Source organism: Mesorhizobium sp. P2_F5 (assembly GCF_056403715.1).
On record NZ_JBFUEY010000020.1, the window covers coordinates 130,448 to 147,099 of the forward strand.

The 16,652-nt window shown below is 62.5% G+C and carries 17 protein-coding genes; 9 read left to right on the forward strand and 8 right to left on the reverse strand.

What is annotated here, in order from left to right; genetic code table 11:
• The first annotated feature begins 63 nt into the window (after positions 1-63).
• The 7 genes from AC1DYO_RS24575 to AC1DYO_RS24605 all read left to right on the forward strand — a co-directional run bounded on the left by AC1DYO_RS24575 (position 64) and on the right by AC1DYO_RS24605 (position 7,518).
• Positions 64-753, forward strand: a complete 690-nt coding sequence (locus tag AC1DYO_RS24575; protein ID WP_477267046.1) for a hypothetical protein — start codon at positions 64-66, stop codon at positions 751-753.
• A 162-nt stretch (positions 754-915) separates the two neighbouring features.
• Entirely contained in the window at positions 916-2,559 is a 1,644-nt protein-coding gene (locus AC1DYO_RS24580) for a hypothetical protein (RefSeq protein WP_477267047.1), read from the forward strand.
• Positions 2,560-2,637: 78 nt separating this feature from the next.
• Positions 2,638-3,303: a hypothetical protein gene (locus AC1DYO_RS24585; RefSeq protein WP_477267048.1), complete on the forward strand. Its 666-nt coding sequence runs from the start codon at positions 2,638-2,640 to the stop codon at positions 3,301-3,303.
• 101 nt (positions 3,304-3,404) lie between these two features.
• Positions 3,405-3,911 (forward strand): M15 family metallopeptidase, encoded by a 507-nt coding sequence (locus AC1DYO_RS24590; RefSeq protein WP_477267049.1) that lies wholly within the window; start codon positions 3,405-3,407, stop codon positions 3,909-3,911.
• Between the two features lie 269 nt (positions 3,912-4,180).
• Entirely contained in the window at positions 4,181-5,122 is a 942-nt protein-coding gene (locus AC1DYO_RS24595) for a rolling circle replication-associated protein (protein WP_477267050.1), read from the forward strand.
• A 517-nt stretch (positions 5,123-5,639) separates the two neighbouring features.
• Positions 5,640-5,783, forward strand: coding sequence for a hypothetical protein (locus AC1DYO_RS24600; protein WP_477267051.1), 144 nt, complete (start codon positions 5,640-5,642; stop codon positions 5,781-5,783).
• A 292-nt stretch (positions 5,784-6,075) separates the two neighbouring features.
• Entirely contained in the window at positions 6,076-7,518 is a 1,443-nt protein-coding gene (locus tag AC1DYO_RS24605; protein WP_477267052.1) for an ISNCY family transposase, read from the forward strand.
• On the opposite strand, the gene AC1DYO_RS24610 is transcribed toward AC1DYO_RS24605, so the two are convergent.
• From AC1DYO_RS24610 to AC1DYO_RS24635, 6 genes are all read right to left on the reverse strand, one after another.
• On the reverse strand, positions 7,519-8,331 hold the full coding sequence (locus AC1DYO_RS24610; RefSeq protein WP_477267053.1) for a sulfite exporter TauE/SafE family protein: 813 nt from the start codon (positions 8,329-8,331) through the stop codon (positions 7,519-7,521).
• A 246-nt stretch (positions 8,332-8,577) separates the two neighbouring features.
• Complete coding sequence (locus AC1DYO_RS24615) at positions 8,578-9,366, reverse strand: DUF2066 domain-containing protein (protein WP_477267054.1); 789 nt, start codon at positions 9,364-9,366, stop codon at positions 8,578-8,580.
• Between the two features lie 118 nt (positions 9,367-9,484).
• Positions 9,485-10,357 carry an aldose 1-epimerase family protein gene (locus AC1DYO_RS24620; RefSeq protein ID WP_477267055.1) on the reverse strand — a complete coding sequence of 291 codons (873 nt, stop codon included), beginning with the start codon at positions 10,355-10,357 and terminating at the stop codon, positions 9,485-9,487.
• Positions 10,358-10,537: 180 nt separating this feature from the next.
• Positions 10,538-11,254 (reverse strand): Bax inhibitor-1/YccA family protein, encoded by a 717-nt coding sequence (locus AC1DYO_RS24625; protein ID WP_477267056.1) that lies wholly within the window; start codon positions 11,252-11,254, stop codon positions 10,538-10,540.
• A gap of 23 nt (positions 11,255-11,277) precedes the next feature.
• On the reverse strand, positions 11,278-12,054 hold the full coding sequence (locus AC1DYO_RS24630) for an anti-sigma factor family protein (RefSeq protein WP_477267057.1): 777 nt from the start codon (positions 12,052-12,054) through the stop codon (positions 11,278-11,280).
• A complete protein-coding gene (locus tag AC1DYO_RS24635) occupies positions 12,051-12,584 on the reverse strand; it encodes a sigma-70 family RNA polymerase sigma factor (RefSeq protein WP_477267134.1) in 534 nt (177 codons plus the stop codon). The genes AC1DYO_RS24630 and AC1DYO_RS24635 overlap by 4 nt, the downstream gene beginning before the upstream one ends.
• A gap of 169 nt (positions 12,585-12,753) precedes the next feature.
• Between AC1DYO_RS24635 and AC1DYO_RS24640 the strand changes: the two genes are divergently transcribed.
• A complete protein-coding gene (locus AC1DYO_RS24640; protein WP_477267058.1) occupies positions 12,754-13,191 on the forward strand; it encodes a DUF3592 domain-containing protein in 438 nt (145 codons plus the stop codon).
• A 112-nt stretch (positions 13,192-13,303) separates the two neighbouring features.
• Here AC1DYO_RS24640 and phnX read toward each other — a convergent pair whose 3' ends face one another.
• Positions 13,304-14,116 (reverse strand): phosphonoacetaldehyde hydrolase, encoded by an 813-nt coding sequence (phnX, locus tag AC1DYO_RS24645; RefSeq protein ID WP_477267059.1) that lies wholly within the window; start codon positions 14,114-14,116, stop codon positions 13,304-13,306.
• A complete protein-coding gene (locus AC1DYO_RS24650; protein ID WP_477267060.1) occupies positions 14,116-15,276 on the reverse strand; it encodes a TIGR03364 family FAD-dependent oxidoreductase in 1,161 nt (386 codons plus the stop codon). The genes phnX and AC1DYO_RS24650 overlap by 1 nt, the downstream gene beginning before the upstream one ends.
• Before the next feature lie 189 nt (positions 15,277-15,465).
• Here AC1DYO_RS24650 and AC1DYO_RS24655 point away from each other — a divergent pair, with 189 nt between their 5' ends.
• On the forward strand, positions 15,466-16,650 hold the full coding sequence (locus AC1DYO_RS24655; RefSeq protein ID WP_477267061.1) for an amino acid aminotransferase: 1,185 nt from the start codon (positions 15,466-15,468) through the stop codon (positions 16,648-16,650).
• Positions 16,651-16,652 lie beyond the last annotated feature (2 nt).

Genomic DNA, 16,652 nt, shown 5'->3' on the forward strand with positions numbered 1-16,652 from the left:
ATCCTCGGTGGCCTCTTCGGCGGTGGTAAGGAAGAAACTACTTCCCACGTCGACTACGCCCGCATGGTTCGCGATAGCGAGGCTGCTGGCTTCAACCCCCTCACTGCCATCCGCAACGGTGGCTCTGCGGGGTTCACGTCGACTACCTCCCCCGGCTCTGGCGGCCTGTCTGCCGCCCTCTCCGCAGCCGGGAATTTCCTGACAAACTTCGATCCGTTCGCCGATGCGAAACGGGATCAAGAAAGCCGATATGTCGAAGCGCAAATCGGCAATCTCAACGCGCAGTCGGGCATGTATCGGACGGCCTCAACGCCATCCGGCCCGGTCCTGCGCAATCCCGGCACCGCCAGCTTGTCCGGCTCGGGCATCCAGCCCGGCAAGCTCACCGCAACAAACCCGCTCGCCGGGTTCAGCGGTGTGATCGACGGTCGCATGGTCGACGGCGACGCATGGGAAGCTCGTTACTCCGATGCGGGCGGCTGGATAGGCGGCGCTGTTAACGCGTCCGCCGACTTCAAGGCAAACCTCGGGCGTCCTGACGCTCCGGGTAGGCCGAACCGGGTGGGCCGTGCGATCTCGCGCGGGCTTGACCACATGCTGGACTATGACAGCGGGTCCGTCCCTGACGTGCCGTGGTTCAAACCCTCCAGGCGGAACGCCCCTCCCTCGTCGGGCAATCTGCCGGCTGGTGACAACTTCCAGCTTCCGCCCCTGTGGCCGACTTACGGGGCTGGTCCCCTCGGCGGCTACTGATGCCGTGCGCCGCTTGTCAACGGCGGCGCAAGGCCGTCGCCCGGACGTTCCGGGCAATCTCCAAAAAATCAACGCGCGTTACGCGCTCTTTGAAAGGTCGATTAAATGGCTACTCGCCCAAGCTCCGCTGAGATCGCCCCCCAGTCGGGGGACATGCTCCGCATGAACCGCATGTTGACCACTCCGATTATGGTCAACCGCTCCAACCGTGTTCACACGGCGCGGGGTATCACCTCCCTCCCCGCTGGCAAGATGGTTCCCATTGCCGCCGTGCCGCTGCTCCGTGAGGACGCCGTGCGCTCGGGCCGTCTCCGCTTTACCTTCGAAATGATGGAAACGGCTGAAATTCTCATGAATGCCGTCTACGTCTCGGTCAAGGCGTACCTCGTCCCTTGGTCTGCGTTCACACGCTTCGACAGCGTCGATGCGGTGAACCGCGCTTATGACGGGACCGAACAATATGCGGGCGGCCCGGTGCAGTCCTTCGTTCAGCGCGAAACCCACAATTCGGTGACCGCTGACGACATCAAGGTCTACCTCGGCCTCCATGCCAAGACCGGCGACGTTACCACCCTCGCCTATCATGAGGCCTATAACGAAATCTGGAATTTCCGGGCCAAGAACCGCTCTCCGGATTTGACGCTGCGGGCTCTGACCGACAAGTCTCTTGCGCCGGCCTTCTGGCGTCATGAGCAGTTCAAGCACGTGGTGCCGGACTTCGATCAAGCGTTGATCGACGGCAACGTGGCGCTCAACGTGGTCAACACCAAGCTGCCGGTCAAGGGTATCGGCATCAAGACCGGCGTCACTGGCACTGGCGTGCCGGGTACGGCGGTGCGCGAAACGGGCGGCACCACGCCGACCTATGCGCAGGGCGAAAACGCCGGCAACCAGTTCGCCATCAAACTGACGAACACGCCGACGGCGCTCGGCGTTCCGGAAATCTTCGCCGAGATGGCGGCGAACGGCATTACCGTTTCGCTCGCAAACATCGAGATGGCAAAGCAGACGCAGGCGTTCGCCCGGATGCGCACCCAGTACAACGAACTGGACGACAACTACCTGATCAACATGCTCATGGATGGCCTGACCATCCCCGAACAGGCGTTGCGTCAGCCCATGCTGCTCGGTGAGCAGACGACGATTTTCGGCATGTCCAAGCGCTATGCGTCGGACGCCGCAAATCTGACTGAAAGCGTCGTCAACGGCGCAACGATGGTGGACATGGCCATCCAGACGCCGCGCGTTCCTGTCGGCGGTATCATCATGATTGTGGCCGAAATCACGCCCGAACAGATGTTCGAGCGTCAGGCCGACCCGCTCTATCACTATCCGGTCGTTGCCGGCACGAATGCCAACACTGGCGGCGCGTTCCCGCACTACCTCCGGGACACTCTGGATCCGGAAAAGGTCGAGGCGGTGCCTAATCGCTATGTCGATACGGCGCACGCCACGCCGGCTGGAACGTTCGGCTACGCGCCTCTCAATTACCGCTGGAACGTTATGCAGCCGCGTATCGGCGGCAAGTTCTGGAAGCCCACGCCGGGCGGCGCGTTTGACGAGGATCGGCAGCGCCTTTGGGCTGTCGAGACGGCAAACCCGACGCTCGGCCCGGACTTCTACCTGTGCACGAACATGAACACTTCTGTCTTCGTCGTCACGGCGCAAGACCCGTTCGAATGCACCAGCCAGGGCGATTTCCTGATCGAAGGAAATACCGTCTTCGGGCCGCCGCTGGTCGAAAGCATTGACGACTACACCAAGGTCCTCGCCGTGGTCGATCAGACCCGGCTTATCCAGTCCTAACCGGGATGGGGGCAATAACGCCCCCTCCCCTCCCCTCAAAAATTCTTGCAGCTGCAAGAAAAATCGGAGTGAAAAACTATGTCGAATGTCATTCGTATTGCGGACCTTGGCCGCTGGACCTTCCTCATTCCCGGCAACAAGCTGAGCTTCTCGCCGCACAAGGCCCGGACTATCCGGCTCGATCTGCGCGCCTCTGCGCCGGCCTACTGGGCCGTTGAACGCGTCACCGCTGACGGCGAGGTCAAACAGGAGTTCTTGACCATCACGCCGCCCGGCGTCTCCACGCTCGAAATCGGCGTGGCTGCCGGCGACATCTCGCTTATTCCCGAGATCGCGGAAGGCGAGGACATCGCCTTTTCCGCTCCGGAATTTGAGGTGTTCGACCTCGAGTCCGCGCATCCGGGTGAGAGCTTCCTCAAGATCGCTCACCGGCGCCAGCGCAACCCCGAAGTGGAATACATGGAATTCCTCATGAACCAGAACATGGAGGCGCGCTTGCGCACCATGGATGAGGAGATAGCGCGCCGGCTTGCGGCGATCCCGACAGGAGCAAGGGAAGACGATGGCAACGGAGTTCATGAGCAGCCGGCTGCGAAACGTGAAAAATTACCTCAAGACGCTAAAGGGAAAGGCGGCAAGGCCGGCATTCCAGCGGACAGGCCGGGACAACAGCTACACGCTGCCGGTGATGCAGACGCGGGGCCGGCAGCTGGTGCCGGTGAACCAAGCGGCGAAGGCGAATAAGCCGGATGCCGGCAACTGGTGAACGCGGCGGCTCGGGCATGCGTGTCCGGGCCGCTCTCATGTCCATAGCCCTGTATCAACAACGTGGAAGGGAACCACCAATGGCACTCAAGGCCCTCGCGGGGCTCGCTCCGCTCCTCCCTTCGCGGGAGGCTTCGCCCGAGAACGAGACTGTTCTACTCGGCCTGCGCGATCGTGCGTTTATGATGGGCGAGAAATACGCCGGCCAGCAACTCCGCGCTTCGCGGGAAGGCTCCAGGCCGGAAATTGTCAAGTTCCACGACGCTTTCCAGAGGCAGCTACGGGCGCTTGGCGTCCCTATGTTCGCCTTCACCTTCATCCGCTCTAGCAGCGCTCAGGATGCCGCGTATGCGGCGGGAAACAGCCGTGCGCAAGCCGGCGAAAGCCCGCACAATTACGGCATGGCCGTTGACATAGTGCACTCTCGGCGCGCGTGGGACCTCACCCGCGCCGAATGGAACCTTATCGGTCATATCGGTAAGGACGTCGCCGCGCGTAACCAGTTGCGTATCGACTGGGGCGGCGACTGGGAAACGATCTATGATCCGGCGCATTGGGAAATGCGTCGCTGGCGTTCCCTCCTCTAGTAAAGCGTAAGTCTTACTCAATAACTCCGGCTGGATCAGCAATGATCCGGTCGGCGTCTCTGCGCCTATACAATAGGAGAAAAGAAATATGCAGTATTTCCAAGTCAAGCCTCTTGACGTGCGGTGTCGTGCGATTTATCGCGCGCACCGCGCCCGCACCCGCTTCTCGTCGTATAGTGCAATTACTGACACTCTCAACGGAGGTCGTCTCTATGTGTAGTTCCCCAAGGAACCTGCCAGACGGTACTGCCGTTGGGTGTCGTAAATGTATGCAATGCTTCTCGGTCCGTGCCCAAGATTGGGTAGGCCGGTGCATTGCTGAAAGTCGTACTTCCGTAGCAAACCGGTTTGTTACATTGACCTATGGGGGCGGCAACGTCCCCGCGTCGGAAGTGCTGACTTATTCAGATGTGCAGAAATACTTAAAGCGTCTCCGGAAATCCGGACACAAATTTAGATATTTCGCAGTAGGTGAGTATGGCTCCGCAAAGGGGCGCTCTCACTGGCATCTGATGTTATTTTATCAGGCAGAGCCGCCACAGGGTTACCTGTTCGCTCGATCTGATGAAAAGCATTGGCCTCATGGCTTCTCGCAAAGCGAAGTCGCCTCCAATGCATCCATCCGCTACTGCGTCAAATACCTCTACAAAGACCTTGGGTCTGATGAGGCAAAACAGGCGAAATTCGTCCTGTCAAAAAATCCCGCTATCGGGGTTCCTTACTTCCGCAAGCTCGCGATGGATTACGCACAACAAGGGGTCTCGCCTCGCGACAATTTCTATTGGTTCCCTGATGTGCTGAATTCTAAAACCGGCCTCCCCGAAAAGTTCTACTTGTCGAAACAAAGTGCAGCCGGTCAGATATTCTACCAAGCATTCATAGATGCTTGGAAAGAGGTCCACGGTAATAACCGCTGGCCTCACTCCGATCTTATCGATTGGTGGGTCGACCGTAATACGGTCATGCCGCCCGAGGTCTTGCAGCCTCGTGGCGCTCGCGGTGTTAAGCCTCGGACCCCGCCCCCAGGCGGTTCCGTGCCACTATTCAGCGAGTCTCACAATTGCTATTACTCCGACACCATAACCGGTCGGTTATGGTTCTCAACTGATGAGGAAGGCGAAGCCAGATGGCATACGAAAATCGGAAAAAGAAGGATCGTCGGGACAGGCGTCAAGCCGAACCCCGGCGCGCCTCGGTACGGCGGGATATAACGCCGTCTCTCTCTCGGCGGGTCGCCTATGGCGCTCGCTCGAAGTTAGAGCGGGGCGTCCCCTCTCCCTTCTTCCATCCCAAGCCGCTTAGCATGCCTGCCATGCCGGACGCTGCGCTAGTCCAGCGGAGCGCGCGCTTGGAACGGTTGAATGCGCAGCATTACAGTCGCGTAGCGGCTGGGCTCTCAGCACCAACCGAAAGCCGCAAGCGCAATGTCTCGCGGCTCATTATCTCGTCATTGGCCACGCGGCCCGGATCAACCGTCAGAAGAGCGAAACAGATCGAGATAAAAACTCCCCACCTCCCCCCGCTTCAGCGGGGGGTGCAGGGGGGCCGCACGGTCCCCCTCGCGGGGGGTGCCGGGGGGCTTGCCCCCGGGCTGGCTCGGCCGTCGCCTGTCTCCGACAGTCACCCGAAGGTGCGCGACAAATCGGCCGCGGCCTCTTGTAAGCCTCGACCAAAGTCGAACGCTTCTAAAGGTGGGGGCTCTAAAATCTTTGTGCCGTGGTGCTCCTGATGGACGCCGAGAGCGCAAGCCTTTTTCTGGCTCTCTCCTACCTCGTGCCCTTGGGCGCGGCGGTGGCCCTCTTGGGCTGGATCGCCAGTATTGCCCGCTCGCTTCGAAAAATAGCGGCGGCACTCGAAAAAAAGGGTCAATAGGTCCTTAAGGCCTGTTGACAAAAAAACGCAAATCACTGCTTGGTTTCGTTTGCGGGGGTAACGGTTCGTTATCCCCGCTATATTACAAAAAGGTTCGCTTTATATTCGGAAGGTTCATGCATAATCTATCTTATGCGACTTTTATGTGTAGCAGCTATTTAGTAATGCGACAGTTGCCCCAGTTAGAGATGCGACACTTCCCGCTTCCGAGGCTGGTCAACATGAAGCTGGAAAGGAAGGCTGGCGACTTCACAGAGCCTGGCGTGAGACCGGGCTTGTTGCGGGAGCCGTCATGCCTTTGGTCACCTTGTCGCAAAAAGAGCTGCATCGTCTTGAAGCCATCCAGAAGATCCGTGACCGGCGGCTGAGCGTCGTCCAGGCGGCGGAGCTTCTTCATCTCAGCCGCAGTCAGGTTCACCGGCTGTTGCAGGCCTATGACCAGGACGGCGCCGGCGGGCTGGCGTCGAAGAAGCGCGGCCGACCGAGCAATCGGCGCCATGATGAGGACTTCCGCAACACCGCATTGGATCTGGTGCGCGATCGCTACCGGGACTTCGGCCCGACGCTTGCCCGCGAGAAGCTGCTTGAGTGGCACCAGATCGCCGTCAGCACCGAGACGCTGCGCAAATGGATGACGGAGGCCGGCATCTGGACATCGCGCCGGGAGCGCAAGAAGCAGCTTCACCAGCCACGGGGCCGGCGCGACTGCCTCGGCGAGTTGGTGCAGATCGATGGCTCGCACCATTGGTGGTTCGAGAACCGCGGTCCCAAATGCGCCCTGCTCGTCTACATCGATGACGCGACCGGCAAGCTGCTGCATCTCCGTTTCGCCGGTTCCGAGAACACGTTCGATTACCTGATCGCCACAAAGGCCTATTTGCGGGAATGGGGCAAGCCGATCTCATTTTACAGCGACAAGCATGGCGTCTTCCGCACGACGCATGGCTCCGAGAAGGATCGAACGACCGGCCTGACGCAATTCGGTCGCGCGCTCTACGAACTGAACATCGACATCATCTGCGCCAACAGCCCGCAGGCCAAGGGGCGCGTCGAGCGCGCCAATCAGACGCTGCAGGACCGGCTTGTGAAGGAACTGCGCCTGCGCGGTATCAGCACGATCGAGGCGGCGAACGCCTACGCAGCCGAGTTCGCCGCCGACTTCAATGTCCGCTTCGGCAAGCAGCCGCGCAATCCGAAGGATATGCACCGTCCCCTCGCCGAGCATGAGAATCTGGACAGCGCCATGTGCCGCAAGGAGTTCCGCACGCTGTCGCAAGCCTTGACGCTGCGCTACGACAAGGTGCTGTTCATCCTCGATCCGAGCGCCTTTGCGAAGAGCCTGGCCGGCAAGAAGGTGGTCGTTTGCGACTATCCTGACGGTCGGCTTGAGATCATGGAGGGCAGCACATCCCTGCCCTACAGGACATTTGACAAGCTGCGCTCGGTTCACAGATCGGAGATTGTCGAGAACAAGCGCCTGGACGAAGCGCTTGCCATGGTGGCCGAGATGCAGGTCGGCCGCGACCTTCAGCGCAGCCAGCACGGCCCGCGCCGCACCGGCCAGGCGAACCATATGTTCGGGATTCCCGATGGCAGCCAGGCCAATGGCTATGTGAAGCGTGGCCGCAAGCCTGGTCGACGGACGGATTTCATGAACGATCCGGCCGTCATTGCCCGGCGGGAGCAGACGATGGCTCGGATGGAGGCGGCCGAGCGACTGGAGGCAGCCGAGTGACTACTTGTGCTGCCAGACTTTTACGGCCGATATCACAAGGATCAGCGCCAGTGCCGGAAGCAGCACGTAGCTCGGCACCAGGCCGAGCAACTGGCCACCGATGAATGTCCCTATGATCGATCCGGCGGCCATGATCAGAAGGAACTTCTTGTTGCGGCCGATGACCGAGAAGCTCTGATCCCGGCTGTAGCGAGTGAACCCGACGAGCATCGTCGGCAGACTCACAGCAAGCGAGAGAGAGCCCGCCAGCTTGATATCAGCGCCGAACAGCAGAACCAGCGTCGGGATAAGCAGCTCTCCGCCGGCAACTCCGAGGAGCGAGGCGACGATGCCGATGATGAACCCAGCAATGACCCCTGCGACAAGCTGTGCTGTGCCGGTGACCAGCGCTGCACCTGTCGTGGCGTGGTCGTGACCGAACAACAGCACGACCGCGATGACGACCAGGAGCAAGGCTATCACCCTGTAGAGAGTTTCCGATTTGAGGCGTGTTGCCCATCCTGCTCCAAACCAGGCACCCAAGAGGCTACCAGCAAGCAGATTGAGGATGACCGGCCAATGGGCGGCCACGTCGGCAAAGGGCACTGTCTGCGCCCTGAATGGCAAAGCTGTGGCCACCACGACCAGGCTCATCGTCTTGTTCAGAATCACTGCTTCCAGCGCAGCGAAGTTGAACACGCCAATCAAAAGCGGCAGTCGGAACTCCGCGCCTCCAAGGCCGATGAGGCCGCCGAGGGCGCCAATGATGGCACCACCTCCGAAGGCCACCGGCAATTTCCTATAGGATGTGGAGGCGGCAGTCTCGTGCGTCATAGCGTTATATCTACGCGGAAATGACGACCTTTGCACCCAGCACGATGTGTTGTGCGGGCCCTCAAAGCTAAAGCCGGGGAGCTCTACTGACCGCCCCCGATCGGGCTGCGCAACCCCGACCAGCTGACGCCCGATCGGGCGCTCACGTCGGCGCCAGGAAGCGCATCACTGTCGCATTTCTAACTGGCTGGTGGTGTCGCGTCTCTAAATCGCTTTGACATTATGGGTGGGTGCCGCATAGCCGGCTTACGGCTGTCCGTTGCCCGACAGTATCTGCAACGTTCCCCGCACAGCATTGCGGAACGCATCGTCGAAGCTGACGCCGCGCACCTGCCAGCGATACTCCTTGCCCTTGAAGCCGAGCCGCCAGTCGCCGACCCAACCCAGCGCTTCCTGGCGCCATGTCAAAGTGCCGGAAAGCGAAGCATCGCCGCCCAGGGTGTCGGCAACGTCGGCAAGCGCGACGTCCTGTGGTTTGGGGAGCTCCAGCGGCAAACCGGTCCGGTGCGCGGCGTCTGCCAGCGCGACGCGCATATCCGCCTCAAGCTCGTTGCCGCCATCGCGCACCAGCGTGAAGCCGTCACCTTTCATCGGCTTTATGTCGAGCAGTGCGACGATCGCGGGCCGTGGCAACGGCCACGGTTTGCGCCCGAGCGACGCCAGCAAGCCATCGATCTTGTCCGGATCGAAATCGGCGGTGATGTATTGCGGTCGGTCATGCGTGCCTTGCTCATCATGCGGCGGCCGGTTGTTGAGCAGGTCGCGGTAGCCGACATCGGTGACATAGTCGGCCGCGCGCCGGCTCATTTCCGCGACACGCGGATCGCCGATCAGCCGCGGGTCGCCGGAAACCTTGACCAGCACCTCTTCAAGACACGGCGCCAGGCCCCACGCCCGGTTCTCCTCGCCAGTGCCATTGGTCACCGACTGCGCGCGGTAGAGGCTGGCCCGGTCGATATCAGCGGCAGCAACAGGAAAGGCAATCAGCGCAGCCAGCACAGCTGCCGCAACCCTGAATTTCAAGCATTCAGGCATGAGCCGCTCCTCCCGGACGGTCCGGAATATCCGTTGGATCCATATTCCCGATCATTTCAGGGAAATTCAAGCGCCTGGAGGCGTATCGTCAGTTCAGGCCTGGAGGCGTATCGTCAGTTCAGGTGGATGTCAGCCTTACCTGATAACTCAGCACACGCTTTTCCCCGGGCGCGATCAGCATCACCCCAGGCTTGTCGGCGAACTCGCCGTCGAAATCGACGGGGCTGGCAAGGCCGTGCCAGGGTTCGATGCACAGGAACGGCGCGCCGCCCGGTTTCGACCAGACGCCCAATTCCTTGAAACGCTGCCACGACATCTCGATCGCCGGACCGTGCGCGGCGGCGTAGCGTACGCTGCTGCTGGCCGGCCGGTCGAGGATCACGGCGTCCGCCTCGAACAGCTGTTCGGAGAGCGCCAGCGTCCTGCCATCTATAGGCGTCGGTTGTGGTGCTGCCAGCACCAGGCCGTCCTTCAGCCGGCGGATCGGCGCCGGCTCGTCCTGGGCGAAGTTCAACCGGTAATCGGTCTTGGCGAGGCCTGGCAGCAACGGCCAATTGAATGCCGGGTGCGCCCCGATCGATGCCGGCAGCGTCTCGTCGCCGGTGTTGGTGATATCGAAGGACACACCGAGTTGCTGGCGCTCCAGCGTGTAGGTGACGGCCAGGCGAAACGCGAAGGGATAGCGCGTGCGGGTGTCGGCATCGTCGGTCAACACCAGCGTGCAGGATCGGGGGCTCGTCTCAGCCCACACAAACGGCTTGTCGCGGGCAAATCCGTGCTGGGTCAAAGGATAGACCTGGCCGCGATGGCGCAACTGGTCGCCCTTCAGCCGACCGATGATCGGAAACAGCACCGGCGAATGCCGCCGCCATTCCGGTCCGGCCTGCCACAGAAGCTCCAGACCCTCGGCGTTGCGCAAAGAGATGAGTTCAGCCCCCTGCCCGACAATGGTCGCCGAAATGCCGTCGCCGTGAAGCGTCACTTGTTCCATGCGTCCTCGCGAGAAGCTGCGTGCAAGCGGCAGGTTAGCAAAGGCCGGCGTGGACTCAAGGGCGGCAAGACAGCGCGCTCCTAACAGAGCCGCGAGAATGACCCCATGGCAAAAACAACAGTGGCCGGAGTTTCCCCTCCGGCCACTGCGAGATCGAGATTGTTGCCTGCGACGGTTCGACTATTCGCGTTCGCCGGTGAAATTCAGCAACAGCTGGAAGATGTTGACGAAGTTCAAATAGAGCGACAGCGCGCCGAAGACGGCGAGCTTCTGCTGCGATTCCGCGTCGAAATTCTCCGCACACTGTTCCTTGATCGTCTGCGTATCCCAGGCGGTCAAGCCGACAAACACGGCGATGCCGATCACCGAGATGGCGAATTGCAGCGCGGTCGAGCCGAGGAAGATGTTGACGACGCTCGCGATCACCACGCCGATCAGGCCCATGATCAGGAAAGACGAGAACTGGGTCAGGTCGCGCTTGGTCGTGTAGCCGTAGAGGCTGGTGGCGCCGAACATGGTGGCGGCGATGAAGAAAGTGCGCGCGATGCTGGTGCCGGTGAAGACCAGGAACACCGAAGCCAGCGACAGGCCCATCACCGCACAGAAGGCCCAGAACATCGCCTGAGCGCTCGCCGCCGACATCGTCTGCATCTTGAACGAGAACAACAGCACGAAGGCGAGCGGCGCCAGCATCACCACCCATTTCAACGGGCTGGAAAAGATCGGCACGTAGAGGGCCGGCGTCGAGGCGACCACGAAGGCGATGACGCCGGTGACGACGAGGCCGATACCCATATAGTTGTAGACACGCAGCATGTGGCTGCGCAGGCCCTCGTCATAAACGGCGCCGGCGCGGACGCCAGCGCCCATGCGGTAGCCAAGGTCGGGGGTATTCATGCGGGTTCTCCTTATGTGAGGTCTCAGTAAAGCGTTTTGGCGAGCGTCTCGGCGGCACGGTCGAGATCGTGGACATCGCTGCGCGCAACGACCGCGTAGGCGACCTCGCCGATCTGGAAATAGGCCGAGGAAATATCGCCCGAGGGCGCTATTGCCGGCTTGACCACGTCGAACGTTCCCGGCCGGATCGCAAACAGCGAGACCAGCCCCATATCCTTCGTCTCCAGCGCCACCTCGACGCTCGGCCCGAAGCGCGACGGATAGACCTGCACGTCGCGGACCGTCCAGTCCTTGGGCAGCGACGGCATGACGATGGCGGTCGCCGCTCGGATTTCGTCGGCATTGTAGTTCGGTGCCTCGAGCTGCGAGGGCATCGCCTCGCGCATGAGCGTCGTCCTGTGCGCCCGGATCGCTTCTTCGACATAGGCGGGCGGCGGCGGCGAAGCCACCACCTTGGTCACCAGCAGCGGCCCGAAGAAACCGTTCGCCAGCCAGCCGGCGGCGACAAAGACGGCGACCGCGGCCGCCCGCTGCAGCACGGCGAAGACGCGGCGGCTGGCCAGCCCCCTGCCCAGCCGGCGCGCGACTTCAGTCGTCGCCGGCCGCGCCATCCCGTTGGAAGCAGCCAACCCCAGGCGCAGCTCGTCGCGCGTCCTCAAGTCGGACATCACCCGCGCCGCTGCTTCCGGACGTGCAGACAGAAACGCCTCGACCTCGATGCGGCGCGCGACATCCAGCTGGTCGTCGACATAGGCGTCGAGGTCGGTATCGGTCACCGGGTCCCGCAATAGATCGGTCATGACGGGTCTCCCACGATCCTCAGATGGCTTTTCGCCGGCGAAGGCGCAGCGCTCTCCATCGAGCGCAGCGCGGCGCGCGCCCTGCCGATGCGCGACATCAGCGTGCCCAGCGGCACCCCGCTGGCGTCGGCGGCCTCCTGGTAAGAAAGGCCCTCGATGGCGACCAGATGCAGCGCCGAACGCTGCTCTTCCGGCAGGCTGAAAAAGGCCTCGCGCACCTGCGCCAGGCGCACGGAATGTTCCTGCGGGGCTGGCGTGCTGGCATCAGTGAGATGGCCGGCCTGTTCGACGCGTGCCGCTTCCGACCGGCGCGAGCGCATTTTGTCGATGAAGGCGTTGTGGACGATCGACAGCAGCCATGCCCGCAGATTGCCGCCGGAACGGAACGTGCCGCGCCGCTCATAGGCGCGCACCAGCGCATCGTGCACCAGATCCTCGGCATCGGTGCTGTCGCGCGTCAGCGAGCGGGCGTAGCGCCGCAACGAACCCAGCTGTCCAACTATATCGAAGCGTGGCATCGACCGTTTCATGCCCTGTTTACGGAGCATGTGGGGATTTTAATCCCTCGCACGCCAAAACTTTCTGCGTCGTGGGCATCATGCCGTCAGGAGTGCGCTTCGCAAACGCCCATCTCCCGCGCGGCAGATGTTTGCACTATGCTGGTGGTTTAGCCTTCCCGTCTTTGCAGAGGAGCAAAAGATGGTCGGTGGGGATCGGGTGACGGGTGCCGCGGCGCTGCCGATCGTCGGCAGGGTGTTCATGATCCTTGGCATTGTCGGACTGATCGTTTCCGGCGTGCTGGCCATCGTCGAGATGTACGGCCCCCGCACCGCTTCGGCGACAGGCAGGATTGTCGCCGCCGAATACAATCCCCGCATCGAATTCTCGACAGCAGACGGCACCGTCATCCGCTTCAACAATGCCGTCCACAGCTCGTTCTGGGGCGATGGCGACAGCGTCCCTGTCGCCTACGATCCAACCAATCCGCAGAATGCCTCCGTCGACAGCTTCGCCGGCCGCTGGTTCCTTGCCGGGTTGGCCGGCATGCTCGGTGGTTTCTTCCTGCTGACCGGCATTGTGCTCATCGTGCTTGGACGGGTGCTTATGCGGCGGGTCATCACGAATTCAAGGCCATAGTCGCCTTGCTGTCGGAGGACGCACCGCGCTCGTCGCACAGCATCGAGGCGGAGCCGCGGGAAAAGGCATTCGCATCAAGCCGCTGGCGACGCATTGATCGCTCGGCGGTGTCCTAAGGTCGTTCGCCGCGTCGAAGCCTGCCCTCGATTACCGCAATCACCGGCAGCAGATCGGCCACCCCGTTGACGACATAGTGCGCACCAGCGGCGCTGAGCTTGGCCGCTGCCTCGGCGCGCTTGGTGCGGAAAAGCTCGGGCGCCATTGCCTGCGTTTCCGCCAGAGTGTGGCCAAAGACATTGCCGGTGACCGACACGCCGACCGTCCAGGCGCCGGCATTGATGCCTTCTGCAATGCCGACCTCGGTGTCGTCGACCTTGACGCTGAGCCATGGCGGATAGACGCCGAGTTCGGTCAGCGCCTTCCACAGCATGAACGGTGTCGGCCTGCCATCCGGCGTGTCGCCGGTGCAGACCAGGCAATCCGGCGCAAAACCGTGCGCGGCCGCCCCAGGCAGGATCTCGGCCATGATGTCGCGCGTATAGCCTGTGGTCGAGCCTATCTTGAGGCCGTGCGCGCGCAGCGTGGCGACCACATCGGCGACGCCAGGAATGACGTCGGAAAAGCGAGCCGCCACCGCGCGGTTCTTCGGCACGAAGACGTCGTAGACGGCGTCGATGTCGGCATCGGTCGGCGCGTGGCCATGCTGCCTGGCCCAGGCGGTCGAGATTCTCGGCAGCGCCATCAGGGTGGCGATGTGCGGGCGCTTGGCCATGCCCATGGGCCCGCGCGCCTCCTCGATGCTGATGGCGACGCCGAATTCATGGAACGCTTCGACGAAGACGCCCATCGGCGCCAGCGAGCCATGATCGACGACGGTGCCGGCCCAGTCGAAAACGACGGCGCGAAGCAGGTGCCGGGTGGTCATCAGGCGATCTTTCTGGCGTCTGCCGTGGTTGAACCGAAGAGTTCGTCGATCACCTCTTCGGCGATGGCGAACGACGTCGAGGCGCCCGTGCCGCTGGTGATCATCACCATGCGCACATTCTCCCGCGGCGCGTCGGCAAACATCGTGTGATTAACAGCCGAGGCATAGATGCCGGTCCAGCGTTCCAGCACCCGCGGCGGCGCGCCGCCGAAGACCGCGCTGAACTCTTCCAGGATGATCTCGTCGACCCGCTCCGAGGCGAACGGATCCGGCGTCGCTGCGTAATGGTGAGAATCGCCGACCACCAGCGTGCCGTCCGCACTCTGCACCACGATCAGGTGTACGCCATTGTCCAGCGCATGGCGTTGATCGCTCTCGAGCCGGCGGCGCAAGGCCGTGGCTTCAGGCAAGGCCCCGAAGCCGGAATAGCGCGCAAGTCCGAGATCCGACATCACTGGAGATGGAAGCCGGAAGCCGGGATCGGCAAGGCGCATCATCTGCAATTTGCAGCGCCGGACGCCGTAGAGCGCAATTCGCTCGGGATAAAGCGTCGCCAGATCGTCGCCGGGGCAGACAATCACCTTGTCGGCGACGATTGTGCCGCGGCTGGTCTCGATCGCAGGCGGCTCGATCCCACGCACTGCCGTTTCGCGCCGGAACTCGACGCCGTGCTGTTCGGCAAGGAAAGCAGCAAGGCGCGGAATTGCTTCACGCGATTCGACACGCACCTCGTGCGGGCTCCACAGGGCGCCGGCGAAGTCCGCCCCGGCAAGCTGGGAATAATTGCGCTGCAATTCGCTGAGCTCAAGCAGCGAACATCCCTCGCCCATCTCGGTCTGCAGGAACGCCTCGACCACACTGCGCGCTTCGGGGCGACGCGCGACGACAACGGTGCCGCGCTGGATGATGTCGATGCCGGCAGGCCCGGCCACTTCCAGCCAGATATCGCGGGAGCGCATAGCGCGCCGCCACACCTGGCCACGTTCCTGGCCGCTCACCGTGACGAAGCCGAAATTGCGCACCGAGGCGCCGTTGGCTTGCGCGTCGCGATCGATGACGACGACGGAAAGGCCGCGGCGGACGGCTGCCAGCGCATGCGCAAGGCCGACAATGCCGGCGCCGACAATGGCGAGGTCGAACTTGTCTTGCTGGCTCATCATTGTCCTTCGCCACCGCTCTTTGTCGTATCCGGCAAACCTATTCAAACTACGCCGATGTGACAGGAACGTGTAGGCTGGGCTTCGGCATCGACAATGGTTCTGGCAAGGCTTTCCGTCTGGCGCACAGGAAAGCGCTGGCGAAGCGCGCCCGATTTGCGTATTAATCCGCCGCCACCGGAACCACTATCGATGTTCGAGACCCTGCAACCTGCCCCGGCCGACAAGATCATCGCCTTGATCGGCCTCTATCGCGCCGATCCGCGGCCCGGCAAGATCGACCTCGGCGTCGGCGTCTACAAGGACCGCGACGGCAAGACGCCGGTCATGCGCGCCTTGCGCGAGGCCGAGAAGCGGCTGCTGCATGGCCAGGACACCAAGACCTATCTCGGCCTTGCCGGCGATACCGCCTTCAACACGGCGATGGTCAAGCTGGCCTTCGGCCCTACGGCAGACATGACGCGCATTCGCGCGGCGCAAGCGCCCGGCGGTTCCGGCGCGCTGCGGCTGGTGGCCGAGCTTTTGAAGCGGACCCGTCCCGACGCAACCGTCTGGTTGTCGGACCCGACATGGCCGAACCACCCGCCGGTAATGCGCGGCGCCGGCCTTAAGGTGCGCGACTATCCCTATTTCGACGCCGCTTCCGGCGCGGTGCGCTTCGACGACATGGTGGCGGCGCTGGGTACGGCCGAGGCCGGCGACATCGTGCTGCTGCATGGCTGCTGCCATAACCCGACCGGCGCCAATCTCGATGCCGCGCAGTGGGCCAGGATCACCGATCTCGTCGTCGAGCGCGGGCTGTTGCCGTTTGTCGACATTGCCTATCAGGGCTTCGGCGAAGGCCTCGATGCCGATGCCGTCGGCTTGCGCCTGCTGGCGGCGAAGGTCCCCGAAATGGTCGTTGCGTCGAGCTGCTCGAAGAACTTTGCCGTCTATCGTGACCGCGTCGGCGCGGCGATGATCATGGCCAAGGACGGCGCCCAGGCCGATGTGGCAATGAGCCAGATGCTGGCGGCGGCGCGCGCCATGTATTCGATGCCGCCGGACCATGGCGCCGCCGCGGTGCGCATGGTGCTGGAAGACGACGGCTTGCGCGCCGACTGGGAGGCGGAGCTCGAGGAGATGCGGCTTCGCATGCTCAGGCTGCGCGTCCAGTTCGCCGACGCGTTGCGCCGGCAATCCAATTCCGACCGCTTCGATTTCATCGCCAGCCATCGCGGCATGTTTTCCAGGCTTGGCCTCACCGAAGCGCAAGTCGAACGGCTGCGCGCCGAGTACGGCGTCTACATGGTCGGCGACAGCCGCATCAATGTTGCCGGCCTGCCCGAAGACGGCATGGATGACCTCGCCAAGGCTGTTGTCTTGGTGCTCGACTGAGC

Bases quoted from the DNA above. Each gene is read 5' to 3' on its own strand.
- AC1DYO_RS24575 (WP_477267046.1), top strand. From the start codon at position 64: ATGGTTCGCGATAGCGAGGCTGCTGGCTTCAACCCCCTCACTGCCATC.
- AC1DYO_RS24580 (WP_477267047.1), top strand. From the start codon at position 916: ATGAACCGCATGTTGACCACTCCGATTATGGTCAACCGCTCCAACCGT.
- AC1DYO_RS24585 (WP_477267048.1), top strand. From the start codon at position 2,638: ATGTCGAATGTCATTCGTATTGCGGACCTTGGCCGCTGGACCTTCCTC.
- AC1DYO_RS24590 (WP_477267049.1), top strand. From the start codon at position 3,405: ATGGCACTCAAGGCCCTCGCGGGGCTCGCTCCGCTCCTCCCTTCGCGG.
- AC1DYO_RS24595 (WP_477267050.1), top strand. From the start codon at position 4,181: ATGCAATGCTTCTCGGTCCGTGCCCAAGATTGGGTAGGCCGGTGCATT.
- AC1DYO_RS24600 (WP_477267051.1), top strand. From the start codon at position 5,640: ATGGACGCCGAGAGCGCAAGCCTTTTTCTGGCTCTCTCCTACCTCGTG.
- AC1DYO_RS24605 (WP_477267052.1), top strand. From the start codon at position 6,076: ATGCCTTTGGTCACCTTGTCGCAAAAAGAGCTGCATCGTCTTGAAGCC.
- AC1DYO_RS24610 (WP_477267053.1), bottom strand. From the start codon at position 8,331: ATGACGCACGAGACTGCCGCCTCCACATCCTATAGGAAATTGCCGGTG.
- AC1DYO_RS24615 (WP_477267054.1), bottom strand. From the start codon at position 9,366: ATGCCTGAATGCTTGAAATTCAGGGTTGCGGCAGCTGTGCTGGCTGCG.
- AC1DYO_RS24620 (WP_477267055.1), bottom strand. From the start codon at position 10,357: ATGGAACAAGTGACGCTTCACGGCGACGGCATTTCGGCGACCATTGTC.
- AC1DYO_RS24625 (WP_477267056.1), bottom strand. From the start codon at position 11,254: ATGAATACCCCCGACCTTGGCTACCGCATGGGCGCTGGCGTCCGCGCC.
- AC1DYO_RS24630 (WP_477267057.1), bottom strand. From the start codon at position 12,054: ATGACCGATCTATTGCGGGACCCGGTGACCGATACCGACCTCGACGCC.
- AC1DYO_RS24635 (WP_477267134.1), bottom strand. From the start codon at position 12,584: ATGAAACGGTCGATGCCACGCTTCGATATAGTTGGACAGCTGGGTTCG.
- AC1DYO_RS24640 (WP_477267058.1), top strand. From the start codon at position 12,754: ATGGTCGGTGGGGATCGGGTGACGGGTGCCGCGGCGCTGCCGATCGTC.
- phnX (WP_477267059.1), bottom strand. From the start codon at position 14,116: ATGACCACCCGGCACCTGCTTCGCGCCGTCGTTTTCGACTGGGCCGGC.
- AC1DYO_RS24650 (WP_477267060.1), bottom strand. From the start codon at position 15,276: ATGATGAGCCAGCAAGACAAGTTCGACCTCGCCATTGTCGGCGCCGGC.
- AC1DYO_RS24655 (WP_477267061.1), top strand. From the start codon at position 15,466: ATGTTCGAGACCCTGCAACCTGCCCCGGCCGACAAGATCATCGCCTTG.